Below are 18,692 nucleotides of genomic sequence, written 5' to 3'. Positions count from 1 at the left end.
TGTAGGCACGGTTGCTGCTGGGTTGGTGTTCTCAGCGGCGCTTGTAGAGCTGCTGTCGGCGGAGGTGGTCGACGGCGACGGCGCAGACGAGGATGGCGCCGACGACGATGTTGTTGAACTGGGGTGGGATGCGGGACACGATGAGCGCGTTGTCGATGAGGGAGAGCAGGACGGCGCCGATGGCGACGCCGGTGATGTTCCCGAGTCCTCCGAGCAGGCTCACGCCTCCGATGAGGACGGCGGTGACGACGACGAGTGTGGTCGCGGAGCCGCCTGCTTCGACTTGCCCGGCGCCCACTCGTGCGGAGTAGAGCAGGCCGGCGATGCCGCCGGTGACTGCTGCGATGGCGTAGAGCGCGAGGTCGAGCTTCTTGACGTGAAGTCCGTTGGCGACGGCTGCTGCTCGGTTGCCGCCGAGGGCGCGGATGTTGACACCGAATCGGGTGTGTTCGAGAGCGAACCAGGTGACGATGCCGACGAGGACGGCGATCCAGATGATGTTGGGGATGCCGATGAAGTAGCCCTGTCCGAGACGGACGAACTCAGGAGGGAGGGGGAGGACGTCGAGGCCGCCGGTGATGAGGGAGTTGGCGCCGAGGACGACGAAGAAGACTCCGAGGGTGGCGATGATCGGCGGGACATGCCAGTAGGTGATGATCAGGTGGTTGAGCACGCCGACGAGGGCGGCGATGACGAGGGCGGCGAGGATCGCGAGGGGGATCGGAACACCGATCTTCATCAGCGACGTGCCGGTGAGGGCGCTCAGCGTGAAGATCGCGCCGACGGAGAAGTCCAGTCCTCCGCCAATGATGAGCAGCGCCGCGCCGCAGGCCATGACGAAGTAGATCACGGAGCTGCGGAGGATCTCCGTAATGTTGTCGCCGGTCAGGAACGCCGGGTTGATCAGTGTCGCCGCGATGACGATGACGGCGACGACACCGAGCAGGGAGGCTTCTTGGCGGACTAGAAGCGAGGGGATCCGGCGTGCTGCTTTCGCGGTCACGACGGGAGCGGGGGCGGTCGAGGTGATCTGTGTCATGACTTCTCCTTCGATGCGGCAGCCGCAGCGCCGCGGGGGATCGCGCCGGTGATCATCCCGATGATCTCGTCGCGAGTCGTTTCGGCGGTGCGACGCGTGCCCACGCTGTTCCCCAGCCGGAGCACGGTGATGCGGTCGGAGTGCTGGAAGACGAAGTCGAGGTCGTGGCTGATGACGATGACGGCCTTGCCTGCAGCGCGGAGTTCGTCGAGCATCCGTCCGACCTGAGCTGTCTCCTGCACTCCGAGGGCGGCGGTCGGTTCGTCGAGCAGGATGGTGGGGGTGTCCATGCGGACGGCGCGCGCGATGGCGACGACCTGACGCTGGCCGCCGGAGAGCAGCCCCACGGGGGTCTTCACATCACCCACACGCACGTTGAGGTCGGTGAGCACCTTGGCGGCGTCTCGGTCCATGCGCTTGCGGTCGAGGAGCATTCCGAAGCGCTTGGGGAGGTTTCCGAGCGCCATGTTGGTGGAGATGTCGAGGCATTCGACGAGGGCGAGGTCCTGGTAGACGACGGCGATCCCCTTTTCGAGGGTGCTGGCGCCGTGGCCTTCGACGATGTCGCCGTTGATCAGGATGTCTCCGCCATCGCCTCGGTGGATTCCGGTGATGATCTTGATGGTGGTGGACTTTCCGGCGCCGTTGTCGCCGACGATGGCGTGAATCTCGCCCGGGTAGGCGGCGAGGTCGACGTGCTCGAGGGCGGCGACGGATCCGAAGAACTTGCGGATGCCTCGGAGTTCGAGGGCGGCGGTGTCGGTCACGACCAGCCCTTCTCGACGTACTCGGCGTAGTCGTCCTTCGTGGCCATCCGGGTGCCCATGTCGATGAGGGTGGCGTCGCCGCCGGCAGCGGTTCCGCTCTCGAGGCGGTCGGCGACGGCGTCGAGCGCGTCCTTGCCGCCATCGCAGAGCGCCTGGAGCAGGAAGCGGTACTCGGTTCCGTTCTCGATGGCTTCCTTGCCGCCGTTATCGGGGCCGTTGCCGATGAAGGAGACCTTCCCGGTGAGTCCCTTGGACTCGATGGCGGAGATGCCGCCCTGAGTGGCGGTGCCCATATTGGTGACGATGACGTTCACCTCGGGGTGCGCAGTGAGAAGGGCATTGGTCTGAGCGAGGGCCTTGGCGGAGTCATCGCCGGTGTACACCTCGCCGACGATCTCGATGTCGTCGGAGTCGGCGACGGCGGCTTTGACGCCGTCCATGAAGAGCTTGCCGATTCCGGTGTCGGCGCTCGTGACGATTCCGAGCTTCTTGTCGCCGGGGAGCTTCTCGACCTCGTCGATGTAGACCTTGCCGAGCTCGGTCCAGTTGATGCCGACGTTGATGTCGGCGCCGCTGCCCTCCGCGCCGTCTCCGTACATGGTGGCGGTGACGATCCCCGCGTCGCGGGCCTGCTGGAGCAGAGGACCGAAGGCGTCGCTGGCCGGGAGCGTGATGATGCCCGACTTCTTGTTCGCGATGGCGCCCTGGATCTGCTCGATCATCGTGGTCGGGTCCATGGCCTGCCCGGTGGGCCCGGTCTCCGTGAAGTCGACTCCGCGTTCTTTGGCCTGGTCGGCCATGCAGTCGCCGATCACGCGCCAGGCCGGGTAGTTGGGCAGCGGGTTGACGAACTGAACGCTGACGGCGTCGCTGCCGGCGTTGTCGGTCGTGTCGCTGGACGCGCCGATCGGTCCGTCGCTGCAAGCGCTGAGGGACACTGCGAGGGCGGCGGTGCCCACGAGCGCGATCATGCGGCTGGTGCGGTTCATGATGATGCCTTTCTAGAAGCGGAAAGAGAAGGGAGAAGAGGGAGTCAGCGGTTGGGGGTGGCGGCCGGGAGAAGTGGAGCACCCTGTCGGCGGAAGTGGTCGAGCGAGAAGGTGTACGCCGCTCGGAAGGTGGGGTCATCGCCGAGCGTGCTGAACCAGTCGGGACGATCTAGGAATGACCCGGAGACGACTCGTTCGTCGAGGAGTCCTTGCTCAACGTCTCCCGCTTGGCGGTCCTTGAGGGGCTGAGTGGAGCGGCGGCTCTGGTCAACAGTTGCAACCCAGCTGGCGATGACAGCGGCCGTGGCGGGCGCTATCCGATTCTGATGGAGGAGATCCTGAGCGATCGGGACGACGAATTTGGGGATGCGGTCGCTGGCATCGGTAGCGAGGCGCTCGAGCGTGTCGCGGATTGCGGGGTTGGAGAACCGCTGCAGGAGCAGGGCACGGTAATCGTGCAAGTCGATTCCCTCGACGGGTGGCACTGTGCTTTGCGCCTCCGTCATGAAGACGTCCACGAAGGTTGCGACTGTGACGTCGGCCATCGCTTCGTGCACGAAGGTGTAGCCGTTCAGGAGACCGATGTACGCGAGCGCCTGGTGGGACCCGTTGAGCATTCGGAGCTTCATCGTCTCGAACGGTGCGACGTCCTCGACGAGCTGCGCCCCGACGTTCTCCCAGTGGGGACGGCCGGTCGGAAAGTTCTCTTCGATCACCCACTGGGTGAAGTCTTCGCTGATGACCGGCCACGCGTCCTCATACCCGGTGGTCGCGCGGACCCACTCCCGATCCGCGTCAGTCGTGACGGGGGTGATGCGATCGACCATGCTTCCGGGGAATGCGGTGGTCTCCTCGACCCAGTCGGCCAGATCAAGGTCGGTCATTCTGATAAAGGATGCGAGTGCTTCGCGCGCCATGTCGCCGTTGTTCTGGATGTTGTCACAGGACATGACAGTGAACGGCTCTACGCCCGCGCGTCGCCGACGGCGCAGAGCGGCGGCGAGATAACCGAAGACGGTCATTGGCTGCTCGCTCCGCCACGTGTCGGCGCGCATCGTGCTGTTGCTGGTATCGAACCGTCCGGTGGTGTCGGAGAGGTTGTAGCCACCTTCGGTAATGGTCAGCGACACGATGCGAGTAGAAGGGTCGGCGAGCAATTCGATGAGCGCGGCGGGGTCATCAGGGCCGTAGAGGTAGCCGGAGATGGACGCGACGCGGTGCACCTCATCGGTGCCGTCGGCGGCACGCTCGACGAGGGTGTAGGTGTAGTCCTGGGCCTGGAGGGCGTCGCGCATGCGGACGTCTCCGGGAAGCAGCCCGGCTCCGACGATGGTCCATTCGAGGTCGTGGCCTTGCTGGTGCAGCTCGTGAAGATACTTGGCTTGATGGGAACGGTGGAAATTGCCCACACCGAAGTGGACGATGTGCGAGGTGGTCATGGCGGTGTCCTTTCGGCCAGGTCAGCGCGTCGGCGCCGGCAGCAGGGGAGAGGGGGCTCCGGTGCTGGCGATCGTGATCGCGAAGGCGGTGTAGGCGCGTCTGAGGGCTCTCGTCGCCGCGGGAATGCGGGGGACCATCTGCTGGAAGCCGTGAGTGAGCCCGGGATTGGGCAGGTAAGTGGTCGGCACTTCGGCGGCGATGAGGCGTGAGGCGAGTTCGCGGTCTTCATCGCGAAGCGGGTCAAAATCCGCGCTGACCACGACCGCCGGCGGGAGCCCTTCGAGCTCCGCGAAGCGGGGGGCCGCGCTGGGATGACGGCGGTGCTCATCCAAGGGCACGTACAAGTCCCAGAATCCGCGCATGGCATCGGCTGTCAGAAGGTAGTCGGCACCGTTGTCGGTATAGGAGAGGTTGTCGAACGCCGTCGGATCCACCACGGGGTAGAGCAGGAGCATCGACGACACGATGCTCTCGGTCTTCAGGGCGATCGCGGCACCGAGGGCAAGGTTTCCCCCGGCACTGTCTCCGGCGAGGGAGAGTGATCGGTGAGGACCCCGTTGCAGCTCACGGAGGACGGCGATGCAGTCCTCGATGGCCGCCGGAAACGGGTGCTCAGGCGTCCGGCGGTAGTCGATCGCGACGACGGGAAGCCTGAGGTGCGCGGCGAGCCGGCGAACATCCGGGTCGTACGAATCGACGTCACCGGCGAGCCAGCCACCTCCATGGAGGTACACCACGAGGTCGTTGTTGGCCTGTCGCTCATCGCCGTACCAGCGAACGCGCACTCCAGCGACGGAATCCTCTCGCGTCGGAACACGGTCGAGTTCGGGCTCAATGTCGCCCCGCATCCACGAGTGGAGGCGAGCCTCCCTGGTCCTGATCTGATCTGCCGTCGCAGCGGGATCGATGTTCAGGATGGCGGGTGCGTCGGCGATCAGAGTCACGACGTCGGGATCGACGGGGGCGCGAGAGGTCATCATTGTCCTTCCGGGGCCGAAACGAAGCGTGGCCGCAGCTGTAGAGCGATGCTGCGCCTACGGGATTCGAGACGACTTGAGGTGTGCCACCGACGTTACGGTTGCCACCCAAATCCCCTGACCGCCATTTGGCTGTCTTCACGGCACGAAACTCGCCGTTTGTCGATTCAGGTGCGAAGAGCCCATCGGAGTGCGGTGATCTGGTCTGCCAGGGCGCGCTTTCCTACGTTGGTCATCCGGTAGCCGTCGAAGCCGTGGATGGTGCCCGGGTACTGCATGATCCCGACGGGGACGCCGGTGGCCATCAGCCGCTGCGCGTAGGCGTAGCCCTCGTCGCGGAGGGGATCGTATTCCGCAACCCAGATGGACGCGGGCGGCGCACCGGCGACGTCATCAGTGAGAGCCGCAGCAGCCCGATGGTCTACCGGCACCGCGGAGTCACCCAAGTAGAGCTCCCACATCAGGAGGTTCTGCTCCCGGTTCCAGCCCGGCGTGGTCGTGAATCGATGCATCGAAGCGGTCTCACTCCGGCAGTCCAGCACAGGATTCACAAGGAGCTGATGGACAAGGGAGGGTGCTTCGTCGGTGCGCGAGGCCAGGGCGATGGAGGCCGCGATCGCACCCCCAGCACTATTACCTCCGACGCTCAACCGCCGGCTGTCGATTCCGAGCGAGGTCGCTTCGTCGTGCATCCACCAGAGCGCATCGACGCAGTCGTGGAACGCTGCCGGGAAGGGATGCTCGGGTGCTAGTCGATAGTCGATGGAAACGACCGTGCAGTGCGCATCTCGCGCGTAGTAGGCGCAACGGTCGTCCTCCGTGTCCAATCCGCCGAGGACGAAACCGCCACCGTGGATGTACAGAACGGCCGGCAGAACCCCGATCTGTTCGGGGCGGTAGATCCGGGCGGCGACAGTTGAACCATCGCGACGCGGAACGAGTACATCCTCGGTGACCACACCCTCGACAGTCCGCCTGCCTTGAGCGACGAGCTCTTGCTCGAAACGGCGCGATCCCTCAACGTCGGTGAAGTCGAAGCTGGGGATCATCACGCTGATCGCAGCCAGCTCAGGATCAAGGCGCAAGGGGAGTCCGTCGACAGTCACTCCGCCATCATCCCGCTCGCCACCCGCTACGCAGACCGCCAATTGGCAGATGTCATCGTTGTGACCAGACGGATGGCGGTCACAGGGCGATCCTGCTCGTAGGATCAGAGCATGCAGGGCCTCATGGTGAAGCTGCTCAACGTCGACACTCCCGGAGAGCGTGCGCTTCGTGTCGTCGCATACTTCGACCAGCTGGCCTCCAACAACCCGGACCTTGACGCCGTGGTACGAGCGACAGCAGTTCTCGCCGACTGTCCCGCAGGAGTAGAGCTCCCCTCTCGAGGACTATCGACCCGGTACTCCAGCGACGGCGCACTGTTGGCGGGATCGGCAGCTCACGTCTCGCAGCACGCGAACGTCGATGCGGGCAGCAACGAACACGGCACCCTCTGGTTGGAACGAGGCGACACCCGTCACGAGCTCGACGAGTTCATCCTCGAGCGCTTCGCGTTGACTGTCACGGCTGTCCTAGCGCGCCAACGTCCCTCAGGTGGGGTAGACGCCGCATCAGGGCTTTCAGACCCGGCCCTCGCGCAACTCCTCGTTAACGCAAGGAGCACAGAGGCGGAAAGGTCTCGCGCTGCACGCCTTATCGGGTTACAACCAGCGACTTCTATCCAACTCATCGCGGTCGAGTCAGAAGGATCAACGCTGGATGAACCCGCCACCCGTTTTCTCCGTACTGCTTGGCAGCGGCCGGTGCACATCGCACCACTGTCGAAGCACCTCTCGCTGGTGATCGCTGTCGGCTCGGAACCCGTCGACTGGACAGCCGCGCACGGCATCACCGGGCGAGCGGCGAGCGGACCCATCGTCGGCATTCTCGACGCACCACGATCCTGGGTCATCGCACGCGACACGCTCCGCTTCGCCGGCGCCACCTCATCATGGCCGCGACTACTCGATTCCGACACACTCGGAGCCCTACGCCTGGTCAGCTCTCTCGACCCCGCGGTCGTAGCGGAACAGCCCGACGTGATTCACCTCGAACGACTGGCATCAGGGCCACACGGGGCAGAGGCAATCGACATCCTCGACCACTACCTCCATGCAGACTCTCTGAGATCAGCAGCGCGTGCCGCCAACTTCCACCACAGCAGCATGCAGGGCCGCATCACTCGCCTTGGCCAAGCTCTACAAGTTGATCTTCGATCGCCCGCAGGCCGCGAGCGCATGGCCGTCGCCATGCTGATCTGGAGACTCTTCCGAAGCCACAACGGCTGACTCGGCCTTTCGACCTTCCGGCAGCCCATCGAAGAGGTGGGGCGAACCGCTGTCGACTTGCTCGTCGGTCGCCTGGAAGATCGAACGAGCGAGGACCGCTTCGTGGCGTTGCGCGGCTGCGCGCCCCCATCGAGGCGCGCGGCACAGGTAATGCCCTGCCGTTCAGCAGCATGTCGTCGAAACCGCCCGAAGCGAACCCGTCCCGCGATCCCACAACTCAAACCTGACATAATGTGCATTATCGGATGTTGCATAGCGAGCGGCCGGGAGTGTCAATCGTCGGCTCCCGTCTCGCATTCGAGGGCTTCCGCAAGCCGTAGGCGTCGACCGGATGATCGAAACTGCGCAGCAGGCTACGAACGACCACCGACATGGGCGGTCCGCGAGGGCCGCTGCCGGCCGAGCGGTCGGCTCTCCTCGCGCTCGAGCGGGGCCCGGGGTAGCGTGCCCCATGCCCACTCCGCCCCGTGTCCTCCGCCGCCTCGGCAGCGTCTCGCTCTCCGTCGCGAACCGCGCCGAGACCGGGCTGCGCGATCGCCTCTCCGCTCGGGCCCGGAAGCAGGGCTGGTCCCCCGCGCTGCTCCCCTTCTCCGGCTACGCGAGCGCGGGAACGGCGCGGGTCCTGGCGCGGGTCGTCCTCGCCCCGGCCGCCGTGGAGCCGTCCGCACGGCGGGGACTGCGCGCCTGGCACCGCCTTCTCACCCTCGAGAGCCCCGGAGTGCCGGTGCGGATCGAGTTCGCGGGCGCGAGCGCCACGGGGACGAGCGACGGCGCGGGGATCGTCGACGCGCGCTTCGCCGTGCCCGACGGTCTCGAGCCCGGGCCGGCGGAGGCCCTGCTGCACGTCGCAGGTCGCGCTCCCGTTCCGGTGACGGTGCACGTCGTCACCTCGGAGCCCGCCCGCGGCGTGGTCTGCGACGTGGACGACACGGTGTGGGTGACCGGGATCTCGCATCCGGCGCGCGCGGCCTGGCGGACCTTCTCGACGACGAGCGCCACCCGGCGGTCGGTGCCGGGGATGGCGGAGCTGCTGCGGGAGGCGATCGCCGGGCAGGACGGGACCGCCGTCGTCTACGTCAGCAACGGGCCGTGGAATCTGGCGGGCGTCGTCTCGCGGTTCCTCGCCCGGCGCGGCTTCCCCACCGGACCCGTCCTGATGACCGACTGGGGCACGAGCCCGCGGCGGTGGTTCCGCGACGGCGAGGAGCACAAGCGGGACTGCCTCGCCCGCCTGCGCGAGGACCTCCCCCACCTCTCCTGGGTCCTCGTCGGCGACGACGGCGAGCACGACCCGCGGCTCTACAGCGACTTCGCCCGCCGCCACCCGGACGCCGTCGCCGCGATCGCCCTCCGCCGGGTCGCACCGGCCCGTCCCGGAGCGGCGCCCGACGTCGACGACGTCGCCGGCGTCCCCGTCGTGCGCGGCGTCGACGGCGACGCCCTCCGGCCCCTCCTGCAGCAGGCGCTCGGCCACTCCCGTCGCTGACGCGCCTCCGGGCTCCTCGCCCCCGCGCCGGGGATGCAGCGAGTCCTCGGCCGCCCCCGGAAGGGGCCGGTCGGCGCGGCCGCGCGCAGGAGGCGGCCCGCCGTCCCGCCCGTAGAATCGCGGCCGTGCACTCCCCCGTCCTGACGACCGTCTTCCAGCCGATCGTCGACCTCACCACCCGTCGGCCGGCGGCGTACGAGGCGCTGACACGGGTCCAGGGGGCCGGCGGGGACGCCTTCCCGTTCGAGCTCCTCGAGGCGGCGCAGGCCGACGGCCGCATGGCCGAGTTCGACGGCGCCTGCTGGCGCAGCGCCTTCGGCTCCGCGACCGCGGCGGGCCTCACGACTCCGCACGCGCTCTTCGTGAACGTGGAGGCGGAATCGCTGCGCGGGGGCCTCCTCGAGCAGATCGCCTCCCCCGCGCCGATCGTCCTGGAGGTGACCGAGCGCGCCCTCCTGGCCTCGCCCGGTGGTCTGCTCGCGGTGATCGAGGAGGCGCGCCGGGCCGGCCACGCGATCGCCATCGACGATCTCGGGACCGACCCCGCGTCCCTCGCTCTGCTGCCGCTGATCGATCCCGACGTGATCAAGATCGACATGCGCATCATCCAGGGGCACGCGGACACCGACGCCGCCCGGATCATGAGCACCGTGAACACGCTGGCGGCGGCGCGCGACGTGGTCGTCGTGGCGGAGGGCATCGAGACCGAGGAGCATCTGCTCACCGCACGGGCGATCGGCGCGACGCACGGGCAGGGCTGGCTCCTCGGCCGGCCGTCCCCGGTCGTCCCGGCGGCGCCCTCCGCCTCGCTCCTCCGGCACGTCGTCGGGCCCGCGGCGGACGAGGCGGGCGCGGGGACGCCCTTCGAGATCGTGGCCTCCGTGCTGCCCAGCCGCCGCTCCTCCCGCGATCTGCTCCTGCAGATGAGCCACTTCCTCGAGGCGCGTGCGCGGGCGAGCGGCGACTCCGCGATCCTCCTCTCGACCTTCCAGCATGGGTCGAACCTCACGCCGCGCACCGCCGTCCGCTATGCGGCGCTGGCCGAGGAGTGCGCTCTGGTCTTCGCCTTCGCGGCGGGAGCGCCGGACTCCCTCTCCCCCGCGATCCGGGTGCAGGAGATCGACGAGAACGAGCCGCTCGCGGCGGAGTGGGACGTCGTCGTCCTGACCGCCGACTTCGCCGCGACCCTCGTCGCGCGGGAGGTCGACCCGGCTCGGCACGCGGCCGGGCTCTACGACTTCGTGCTCACGCACGACCGCGGGCTCGCCGTCGACGTCGCGCGCCACCTGCTCCAGCGGACGACCCGCAGCGCCTGACGCGGGACACCGCCGCCGACCGTGCCCGCTGATCGCGCCCCCTGACCACGCGAACAGCGCAGCACTACCAGGTCCGAGCGGCTTCCGGAGCACCTTGTGGGCGAGTCCTCGTCCCGGCACTCTCGTGCCGAGACGGACTGTTCGTCACCGAGAGGGAGTCATGGACGACGAGACCCTGCTGGGCATCCTGCTGCGCGGGCGGCCCGCGACGCTCGAGGACGCGGTGCTCGCGACCCACCTCGAGCCCGCGCAGGTCGCGGCGGCCGTGCAGCGGCTCCGCGACCGCGGACTCATCGGCGGCGCGGGCGACCTGCTGGCGTATCCCCCGCCCGCGGACTGGGCGAACGAGGCCGTCTCGGTGCACACCCGCCGGGTCCGGGTCGCGGCCGACGACGCCATGTCCGGCATCGAGAAGATCCTCGAGAACCTGCCCACCGTGCTCCGCGCCTGGTCGACCGGCGAGGCGGCGGCCGACCTGGTGCCCACGGTGCTGCGGCACGGACCCTACGCCGCGGAGGACCTGCTGTGGGAGCTCGTCGGCACCCCGTCGGGCTCCCTCGTCGCGGTGTTCGCCAGCATCGACCGGCTGATGACGGCGCCGATCGACCGGGCCGTCCGCTTCGGTGACGCCCTGCAGGAGAGGGACACGGTGCGCATCATCGTCCCCTCGTCCGCGGCCGCCGACCCGCGAGTGCTCGAGCGGATGGCCGTCTACGGACGGGTCGGGCTCGAGTACCGCTCGCTCGACCGGCCGCCGGGCTGGTTCTGGGTCGACGGCGACCACATCGCGCTCCCCTTCGTCTGGGGCGAGGCCACCCCGACGAGCGTGCTCGGAGTCCGCCACGCGGGCCTCGCGAACATCGTCCGCGCCTACTTCGACGAGCTCTGGCAGCGCGCGGACCCGCTGGGCAGCGACGAGCACTCCTGGCTGCCGCTCCTGCGCCTGATGCAGCAGGGCAACACCCTCGACAGCGCCTCCAACCGCCTCGGCATCAACCCCCGCACCGGCCGCCGCCGCATCTCCGCCGCGATGGAGCACTACGGCGTGGACACGCTCTTCGGCCTCGGCGCGGCATGGGGCGCAGGACGAGCGGGCAACGCGACGCAATCCGAGGGGTGACGGACTCCGCCCGGCATTGGAAGGCGCGCCGCACCACCGACCGAGCACTCGAGGAATCCGACACGGCCGATCCGGCGGGGTCTCCGGCGCCTCCTGTCGCACGCTCTCGGCCATCAGTGGGAGATCGCTGCGGCGAGATGTGCTCGGGCGCGCGTGAAGCGGCCGCGCTCCCGCTGAGCGTGACACAAAGTGAATGGAATCCTTGACGGGTCAGTTCCACTTGTGTCATGGTCTCCCCAAGAGATCACGGAGTCGTGATGCGGAGAGGCGAGACGATGAAGCTCGAGAACGTTCTTCTCGGAGTGCTGCTGCGGCACCCGAGCACCGGGTACGAACTGAAGAAGTTCATGGATACGCACGGCCGTTTCCTGCGCTCGAATACGCAGATGAGCCAGGTCTACCGCGCACTGGCCGGCATGGAGGATCGCGGCTGGGTGAGCCACACCGTCGAGAGCCGGCCCGGTGCCACCGATGCGAAGACCTACCGGGTGACCGAGGAGGGTTCGACGATCTTCCTCGACTGGCTGACCGGTCCCTACACGCCGCCGACGCGGTTCGAGGACCCCGACCTGGGCGTCCGGATCACCTTCGCGGGCTTCATGACCCGGGAGCAGCTGCTGCATCTGCTCGACGTCGAGATCGAGGCGCGGCAGCACGAGATCGCGCTGTACCGCAACCGCGACCGCCGGTCCGAGGTCGAGACTTCGATCCCCTTCGATCCGGAGCTGGCCGAGCTGGTCGCCGAATGGCAGCACCAGGGTGGCGCCCAGTCCAAGGACGCGCACGTCGCCCGCTGCATCGCTCTGCGGTCGCTCCTCCTCGACGCGCCGGAGGGTGCACCCCTCCCCTCGCTTCCGCCCCTCGCCACGGGGATCGGAGCAGAACTGTGAAGGCGATCGTGCTGATGTTCGACAGCCTCAACCGCCACCTGCTCTCGCCGTACGCCGACACGATCGTCGACGCCCCGAACTTCGCCCGTCTCGCGGCGCGCGCGGCGACCTTCGACAACTTCTACGCCGGCTCGATGCCCTGCATGCCGGCGCGCCGGGAGATGCACACCGGCCGCTACAACTTCCTGCACCGGTCCTGGGGTCCTCTGGAGCCGTTCGACGACTCGATGCCGGAGCTGCTGCGCGACGCCGGCGTGCACACGCACCTGGCGAGCGACCATCCGCACTACTGGGAGGACGGCGGTGCGACCTATCACACGCGCTACTCGACCTGGGAGTTCTTCCGCGGCCAGGAGGGCGACCCCTGGAAGGGACACGTGTCCGAGGTCGATCCGTCCGCGCCGGTGCATCAGCGGATGCTGCGCCAGGACGTCGTCAACCGCTCCTACATGCCGACCGATGCCGAGCACTCGCAGACGCTCACCGTCGACGCGGGGCTGCACTTCCTCGACACGAACGCGGACGCGGACCGATGGATGCTGCAGATCGAGCTGTTCGATCCGCACGAGCCGTTCTTCGCGCACCAGCAGTACAAGGACAGGTACCCGCACGAGTACGACGGACCCGTCTTCGACTGGCCGGGCTACCAGAAGGTGACCGAGCCCGAGTCGCAGGTCGAGCACGCCCGCCTCGAGTACGCGGCGCTGGTCTCGATGTGCGACCGATCCCTGGGCCGGGTGCTCGACGCGATGGACGAGCACGATCTGTGGGGCGACACGATGCTGATCGTGAACACCGACCACGGCTTCCTCCTCGGCGAGCACGGCTGGTGGGCCAAGTCCGTCCAGCCCTGGTACAACGAGCTCGTGCATCTGCCGATGTTCCTCTGGGACCCGCGCACGGCCGAGCGCGACACCCGCCGCGGGGAGCTCGCGCAGACCATCGACATCGCGCCGACCCTGCTGCGCTTCTTCGATCTGGAGCCCACCCCCGACATGCAGGGCATCGACCTCGCCCTGCAGGAGGAGGCGCTGACCCGCGACTCGGTGCTGTTCGGGATCCACGGGGGTCACGTCAACGTGACCGACGGCCGCTACGTCTATATGCGCGCGGCGGCGGATCGGTCCAACACTCCGCTAGAGGAGTACACGCTGATGCCCACGCACATGCGCTCCCGGTTCGCGCCGGCGGAGCTGACGGCCTGGGAGCCGTCCGAGCCACTCCCCTTCACGAAGGGCGTCCGCACGATGCGGATGCCTGCGACGCCGGGGTGGATGAACCCGTGGCAGCACGGCACCCTCCTCTTCGACCTCTCGACCGACCCCGGCCAGGAGCACCCGCTCGTGGACGACGAGGCCGAGCTGCGGATGATGCGGCTGCTCGTCGACGCCCTGCGCGCCGCCGACGCTCCCGGCTCGCAGTTCACCCGACTCGGTCTCCCGGCCGAGGGCGAGCCGGGCAGGGAGCACCTGCTCGTGCGCGCCCAGCGAGAGCGTGCCGCGGCCGTGGCGGAGCCCCTTCCGCGCGCGGAGGATCTCGCCGCTCACGGGCTGCTCCTGCTGCCCCTCGTCGACCTCCTCGCCGTGCCCGGAGCCCGCTCCGCGCTCGAGGCGCACGTCCCGGGGCTCGTCTCCACCGAACCCGTCTCCGTTCCGATCGGGATGAGCGTCCTCGACCTCGCCCGATCGGCCGCCCTGACCGCCGCACAGCTCCTCGCCCTCGGCGACGCACTCACGAAGCTCGTCCCCGTCACCGCCTGAGAAGGCGTCCCTTCCGCCGGCCGATCCTACCGGCGCCACTCCCCTCGCATCCCCGAGCGGCGTCACCACCTGCGTGGCGCCGCCCTGCGGTGCACCCTCTGCACCTGACGACGAAGACAGGACCTCCTGATGAACACCTCCCTGCCCACCACCACCAGCGCTCCGACCGGCATCCCCGCCGCCCCCGTGAAGGTGCCGCACCGCTGGCGCAATCTCGCCACCCTGACCGGCGTCACCGTCGTCGACAACACCGAGGCCGGCCTCACCACCACCCTGTTCCCCTCCATCGCCGCAGCCCTGAGCCTGAACAGCGGGCACCTCGGCGTCCTCGCCGCCGCGGGCAAGGTGATCGCGGTCCCGGCCGGGCCCTTCTGGGTGTGGCTCGCCTCCAGGATCGGGCGCCGCGCCGCCCTCGTCCTCACCACCGTCATCGGCGGGACGTTCGGCATCGCCGCGGGCTTCTCGCAGGACTGGATCCAGCTCCTGATCTTCGCGACGCTGATGTCCGCCAGCCTCATCGGCGGCTCCCCCATCGCGAACGCCGTCATCTCGGACTCCTTCGACGACGCGAACCGCTCGAAGGCGGTCGGCTACTTCTACGGCGGCGTCAGCGGCATCGCCTCCGTGGTCGGCCCCGCCATCGCCCTGTTCACGGGTCTCACCGACGGCTGGCGGTACGGGATGTGGACGATCGGCGCGGTCTGCATCCTGTCCGGAATCCTGGTGCGCCTGGTGTTCCGCGACCCCGGTGTCGGCGCCTCCGAAGCCCAGCTCGCGACCCTGGACGAGAGCGAGCGCGCCAAGCAGAAGGTCACCATCCGGTCCGTGCTGTCGCTGTTCACGATCCCGACGTTCTCGATCATGATGCTCTCCCGGCTGCTGTCCGGGCACCTGCTCATCACCATCTTCGGGATCCAGTTCCTCGTCGTCGAGCGCGGCTTCGAGAACCCCGTCGCCGCTCTCGTGCTGCTCCCCTTCGGTCTCGGCTACATCGTCGGCACGATCGGCGGCGGATGGACGATCCCGGTGCTGGACCGCACGCTGGGCCTCCGCGGCCGCGTCGCGTTCATCCAGCTGGCGCAGGTGTTCTTCGCGGTCGCCGCGTTCTTCGCCACGCAGCAGCCGCACGAGAACATCGGCGTCTACAGCGTCTTCTGGGCCCTGATGGGCCTCGCGCAGGGCATGAACCCGCCGGTCAACCGCCCGATCGTCTCCTCCGTCGTCCTCCCGGAGCTGCGGGGCCAAGCGTTCGCAATCTGGCTGACCGTCTTCGAGACCGTGGGCTGGGCCGTCTTCTCCCTCGGTGCCGGAACGCTGGCGCTCACCCTCGGTCTGCAGGGCGTGTTCCTCTACGTCCTCGTCGGCGCCATGCTCCTCAATGCGGTCGTGCTCGGCGCGCTCTACCTCGTGTACCCGCGCGACGTCCGCCGCGTCGAGGCCGAGCTGAACCGGCGCGCGGCGCTCGCCCGCGTCTGACCCACCGTGATCCGCACTCCCCCGCCCGCGCCCCGTCCGGTCCTCACGACCGGGCGGGGCGAGCGCCGTCCCCGAGCTCGCTACCTCGCCGGTCGCGCGACGCGACAGCGCATCCTGCACGCCGCTCTCGCCTGCCTCACCTCGAGGGGTTCGCCGGCGTGACCGTCAGCGCCGTCGCTCAGAGGGCGGAGCTCAGCACGACCGGCCTCCTCCATCACTTACGCTCGAAGGACGCTCTGCTGCTCGGCCTCCCACGAGCTCCAGGAGGCGGCACGACTCCGAGCCCGGCCGCCACCGTCAGGACGGACGCCTCGATTCCTCCCGCAGCCGCATCGCGGCCTCGTCGTCGAGCCAGTTCGGCCCGGTGTTGCGGAGGAACACCGCGCAGACCACCAGGGAGACGGCGATGACGGCGGTCGCGTAGCCGATGAAGGCCGGCACCTGGTCGGCGCCGAGCGCGCCGGCGTAGAGCAGCGGCGCGGTGCCGCCGAAGACCGAGTTGGCGAGCGCGTACCCGAAGCCGAGCCCGAGGGCGCGCACGTGCGTGGGGAACAGCTGCGCCTTCACGACGGCGTTGATGGAGGTGTAGCCGGTGAGGATCACGAATCCGCCGACCAGGATCGCGAAGGCGGCGAGCGGGGCGGTCTGCTGCGGCAGGGCGGTGAGGAGGAACCAGGTGTAGAGCACTCCCCCGATCCCGAAGAAGACCAGGAGGGTCTTCCGGCCGATGAGGTCCGAGAGCCAGCCGCCGAGCGGCTGCAGGAGCATCAGCGTCGTCAGGGCGATGAGGTTGATGACGGTGCCCGTGACGACGTCGTCTCCGGCGAACGCGCTCTTGATGATGCTCGGACCGGTCACCGAGTACGTGTAGAAGGCGACCGTGCCGCCCATCGTCACCGCGAAGCAGAGCAGCAGCGGCCGCCACTGGTGGACGAGGAGCTCCCGCATCGAGCCGCTCCGGCGGGACTCCCCTGCTCTGACGGCGTCGATCCGGGTCGTCGCCAGCGATTCGTCCATGGTGCGGCGGAGCCAGAACACGACGACCGCGGCGACGCCGCCGATGCCGAAGGCCACCCGCCAGCCCCAGGCCGAGATCGCCTCGTCAGGCAGGGTCAGCACCATGACGAGCAGCGTCAGCTGAGCGAGGACGTGGCCGCCCACGAGGGTGACGTAGTGGAACGACGAGAGGAAGCCGCGCCGACCGGGGATCGCCGCCTCCGACATGTAGGTGGCGCTCGTCCCGTACTCCCCGCCGGTGGCGAAGCCCTGGAGCAGGCGCGCGAGCACCAGGAGGACCACCGCTCCCCCGCCGATCGACTCGGCCGTCGGCGCGAACGCGACGAGGAGGGAGCAGGCGGCCATCACGGAGACCGAGACCGTGAGCGCGAGGCGGCGCCCGTGCCGGTCCGCGAAGCGGCCGAAGAACCAGGAGCCGATCGGCCGCATGAGGAAGGTGACCGCGAAGATGGCCCAGATGTAGAGGGTCGAGTTCTTCTCGCCGGGAGCGAAGAACTGCGACTCGAAGTAGACGGCGAAGACGGAGTAGACGTAGACGTCGAACCACTCGACGAGATTGCCCGCTGACCCCTTCAACGTGTTCGACACGGAGCGTCGGAGGCTGGTGGGGGTCGTCGTCGTCGTCGACATGATGGTCCGATCATCAAGGGTTCCGGGTGGGACGGATCTCGGGGCGGCGAGGGAGCTGCGGCGTCTCCGCCGTCGGCGCCCCGCGTCGCGGCGAGCCCAGGGGCATCTCTACCGCATTCTCGGTGGCCTGTCCGGAAACTTGACGGTCTCCTGACGCGATCGGGGTCGGACCGCGACGAGGTCGCCGCGTCTCGCGCCAATCGGGCGGGGACGCTGGCCATATCAGTATGGTCTCTCAGTGGAGGTAGACACATGAGGATCCGTACTGAGAACTCGCTGCGATCATCGGCGACGAGGGCTCTTGCCGTCGTTTGGACCGTCACCATCGTCGCATCGCTCGCCGCGTGCTCAGCGGGAGACGCTGCGCCGCCGAAGCCGACCGTGCCGCCGCTCCCGGCTGCCGAGGTGGAGCGCGCGCTGGCCGAGAAGCAGGACGCCGCCTGGGAGCTGCTGGCGGTGACGTATCCGACCGCGGTCCGACCGGAGGTCGACGTGATCCGCACCGTGAATCCCTCGGAGTCGACGTCATCGATTGCGGATTGTATGGTCTCGGCCGGCTTCCCGGAGACGAAGGCCGATCCCGACGGCGGCCTCAACTACGGTTCTTTCCCCACGGAGCAGACGCAGACTCACGACATCGCCCTGTTCGTGTGCAGAGCGCAGTACCCGAGGGATCCGAGATTCGACACGGCTCCGACCGAGGCGCAGTACGAGTACCTCTACCACTATTACGCGTACGACCTCACCGAGTGCCTGGAGAGTCATGGCATCGACGTGCCGGAGGCGCCCACCTACGAGACCTTCCGCGACACCATCAATTCGGGCGAGGCGTGGAATCCCTACCTCAGCTATGAGCCGACCGGGAACACGCAGTGGCTCGCCGTGAATACCGACTGCCCGCAGACCCCTCGGGGCTACTTCGGGGAGTGATGAGCGCCTCGCTGCTCCACATGCCTGATCACTACGACCGCTTCACCCCTGTCACGGATGTCGTGGCACGAACTGAATGGAGAACACAATGAAAAAACTGCTTCCTACAGCAGCACTCGCTTTGATCGGAGGCATTGCGGCAGTGCTGATAGTTCCTGCGGCGGCCAACGCCGCATCCTATTCCTGCGGTGGCATACGGACTGTCGGTATCACGGCGGTCTATTCGACGTCGAACAAGGGGGACGGCGGAATTCTTCACGGATACACGTCGACCGACGGCCGGACTTTCGGCAAGGATTTCAGTTCGTCCAAGGATACTCCTGGCACGTACAAAACATTCTCTCAGTCGGGGTACCGCGGCGTTTCGAGCTGGAGTGTGGGAACGAACGGCACGGCGACCTTGAACAGCTCGGGCGCGAGCTGCTACCAGTGATCGAAATCTCTGCCTCGATCAGCAATCGCTGATCAGGCGTGGTCGGTCGGAGGGTGACAGCCGTCCTCCGACCGATCTCCGTGCGAAAGGCC

16 protein-coding genes are annotated in these 18,692 nt (G+C 68.2%); 9 read left to right on the top strand and 7 right to left on the bottom strand.

Annotated features, from left to right (window positions below):
- Positions 1-31: 31 nt before the first annotated feature.
- The 6 genes from EDF43_RS12845 to EDF43_RS12820 form a co-directional block, all read right to left on the bottom strand.
- Entirely contained in the window at positions 32-1,039 is a 1,008-nt protein-coding gene (locus EDF43_RS12845; RefSeq protein WP_132437231.1) for an ABC transporter permease, read from the bottom strand.
- Positions 1,036-1,806, bottom strand: a complete 771-nt coding sequence (locus EDF43_RS12840; protein WP_207901735.1) for an ATP-binding cassette domain-containing protein — start codon at positions 1,804-1,806, stop codon at positions 1,036-1,038. The genes EDF43_RS12845 and EDF43_RS12840 overlap by 4 nt, the downstream gene beginning before the upstream one ends.
- Entirely contained in the window at positions 1,803-2,795 is a 993-nt protein-coding gene (locus tag EDF43_RS12835) for a sugar ABC transporter substrate-binding protein (protein WP_123737034.1), read from the bottom strand. Before EDF43_RS12835 ends, EDF43_RS12840 begins: the two co-directional genes overlap by 4 nt.
- A gap of 44 nt (positions 2,796-2,839) precedes the next feature.
- Positions 2,840-4,234 carry a mannitol dehydrogenase family protein gene (locus EDF43_RS12830; protein ID WP_132437229.1) on the bottom strand — a complete coding sequence of 465 codons (1,395 nt, stop codon included), beginning with the start codon at positions 4,232-4,234 and terminating at the stop codon, positions 2,840-2,842.
- Between the two features lie 21 nt (positions 4,235-4,255).
- Positions 4,256-5,212 carry an alpha/beta hydrolase gene (locus tag EDF43_RS12825; RefSeq protein WP_165909108.1) on the bottom strand — a complete coding sequence of 319 codons (957 nt, stop codon included), beginning with the start codon at positions 5,210-5,212 and terminating at the stop codon, positions 4,256-4,258.
- 167 nt (positions 5,213-5,379) lie between these two features.
- Positions 5,380-6,318, bottom strand: a complete 939-nt coding sequence (locus EDF43_RS12820) for an alpha/beta hydrolase (RefSeq protein ID WP_132437228.1) — start codon at positions 6,316-6,318, stop codon at positions 5,380-5,382.
- Between the two features lie 111 nt (positions 6,319-6,429).
- On the opposite strand from EDF43_RS12820, the gene EDF43_RS12815 reads away from it, so the two are divergent.
- The 7 genes from EDF43_RS12815 to EDF43_RS12785 all read left to right on the top strand — a co-directional run bounded on the left by EDF43_RS12815 (position 6,430) and on the right by EDF43_RS12785 (position 15,590).
- Positions 6,430-7,542, top strand: coding sequence for a helix-turn-helix domain-containing protein (locus tag EDF43_RS12815; protein ID WP_123737038.1), 1,113 nt, complete (start codon positions 6,430-6,432; stop codon positions 7,540-7,542).
- Positions 7,543-7,993: 451 nt separating this feature from the next.
- Positions 7,994-9,028, top strand: a complete 1,035-nt coding sequence (locus EDF43_RS12810) for a phosphatase domain-containing protein (protein WP_132437227.1) — start codon at positions 7,994-7,996, stop codon at positions 9,026-9,028.
- Positions 9,029-9,153: 125 nt separating this feature from the next.
- A complete protein-coding gene (locus tag EDF43_RS12805; protein ID WP_165909107.1) occupies positions 9,154-10,344 on the top strand; it encodes an EAL domain-containing protein in 1,191 nt (396 codons plus the stop codon).
- Between the two features lie 160 nt (positions 10,345-10,504).
- Positions 10,505-11,464: a hypothetical protein gene (locus EDF43_RS12800; RefSeq protein ID WP_132437225.1), complete on the top strand. Its 960-nt coding sequence runs from the start codon at positions 10,505-10,507 to the stop codon at positions 11,462-11,464.
- 275 nt (positions 11,465-11,739) lie between these two features.
- A complete protein-coding gene (locus tag EDF43_RS12795; protein WP_132437224.1) occupies positions 11,740-12,354 on the top strand; it encodes a PadR family transcriptional regulator in 615 nt (204 codons plus the stop codon).
- A complete protein-coding gene (locus tag EDF43_RS12790) occupies positions 12,351-14,114 on the top strand; it encodes a sulfatase (RefSeq protein ID WP_132437223.1) in 1,764 nt (587 codons plus the stop codon). Before EDF43_RS12795 ends, EDF43_RS12790 begins: the two co-directional genes overlap by 4 nt.
- 129 nt (positions 14,115-14,243) lie before the next feature.
- On the top strand, positions 14,244-15,590 hold the full coding sequence (locus EDF43_RS12785; RefSeq protein WP_132437222.1) for an MFS transporter: 1,347 nt from the start codon (positions 14,244-14,246) through the stop codon (positions 15,588-15,590).
- Positions 15,591-15,887: 297 nt separating this feature from the next.
- Here EDF43_RS12785 and EDF43_RS12775 read toward each other — a convergent pair whose 3' ends face one another.
- Positions 15,888-17,237, bottom strand: a complete 1,350-nt coding sequence (locus EDF43_RS12775) for an MFS transporter (RefSeq protein WP_132437221.1) — start codon at positions 17,235-17,237, stop codon at positions 15,888-15,890.
- Between the two features lie 381 nt (positions 17,238-17,618).
- Between EDF43_RS12775 and EDF43_RS12770 the strand changes: the two genes are divergently transcribed.
- Complete coding sequence (locus tag EDF43_RS12770) at positions 17,619-18,167, top strand: hypothetical protein (RefSeq protein ID WP_123741033.1); 549 nt, start codon at positions 17,619-17,621, stop codon at positions 18,165-18,167.
- Positions 18,168-18,243: 76 nt separating this feature from the next.
- Positions 18,244-18,600 (top strand): hypothetical protein, encoded by a 357-nt coding sequence (locus EDF43_RS12765; RefSeq protein WP_165909105.1) that lies wholly within the window; start codon positions 18,244-18,246, stop codon positions 18,598-18,600.
- Positions 18,601-18,692 lie beyond the last annotated feature (92 nt).

It is taken from the genome of Rathayibacter sp. PhB179 (assembly GCF_004345345.1).
GTDB lineage: Bacteria > Actinomycetota > Actinomycetes > Actinomycetales > Microbacteriaceae > Rathayibacter > Rathayibacter festucae.
Note: the sequence above shows the minus strand (reverse complement) of the source record. Positions and strands in the feature narration are given on the sequence as shown.

Bases quoted from the DNA above. Each gene is read 5' to 3' on its own strand.
- EDF43_RS12845 (WP_132437231.1), bottom strand. From the start codon at position 1,039: ATGACACAGATCACCTCGACCGCCCCCGCTCCCGTCGTGACCGCGAAA.
- EDF43_RS12835 (WP_123737034.1), bottom strand. From the start codon at position 2,795: ATGAACCGCACCAGCCGCATGATCGCGCTCGTGGGCACCGCCGCCCTC.
- EDF43_RS12830 (WP_132437229.1), bottom strand. From the start codon at position 4,234: ATGACCACCTCGCACATCGTCCACTTCGGTGTGGGCAATTTCCACCGT.
- EDF43_RS12825 (WP_165909108.1), bottom strand. From the start codon at position 5,212: ATGACCTCTCGCGCCCCCGTCGATCCCGACGTCGTGACTCTGATCGCC.
- EDF43_RS12815 (WP_123737038.1), top strand. From the start codon at position 6,430: ATGCAGGGCCTCATGGTGAAGCTGCTCAACGTCGACACTCCCGGAGAG.
- EDF43_RS12810 (WP_132437227.1), top strand. From the start codon at position 7,994: ATGCCCACTCCGCCCCGTGTCCTCCGCCGCCTCGGCAGCGTCTCGCTC.
- EDF43_RS12800 (WP_132437225.1), top strand. From the start codon at position 10,505: ATGGACGACGAGACCCTGCTGGGCATCCTGCTGCGCGGGCGGCCCGCG.
- EDF43_RS12795 (WP_132437224.1), top strand. From the start codon at position 11,740: ATGAAGCTCGAGAACGTTCTTCTCGGAGTGCTGCTGCGGCACCCGAGC.
- EDF43_RS12785 (WP_132437222.1), top strand. From the start codon at position 14,244: ATGAACACCTCCCTGCCCACCACCACCAGCGCTCCGACCGGCATCCCC.
- EDF43_RS12775 (WP_132437221.1), bottom strand. From the start codon at position 17,237: ATGTCGACGACGACGACGACCCCCACCAGCCTCCGACGCTCCGTGTCG.
- EDF43_RS12765 (WP_165909105.1), top strand. From the start codon at position 18,244: ATGGAGAACACAATGAAAAAACTGCTTCCTACAGCAGCACTCGCTTTG.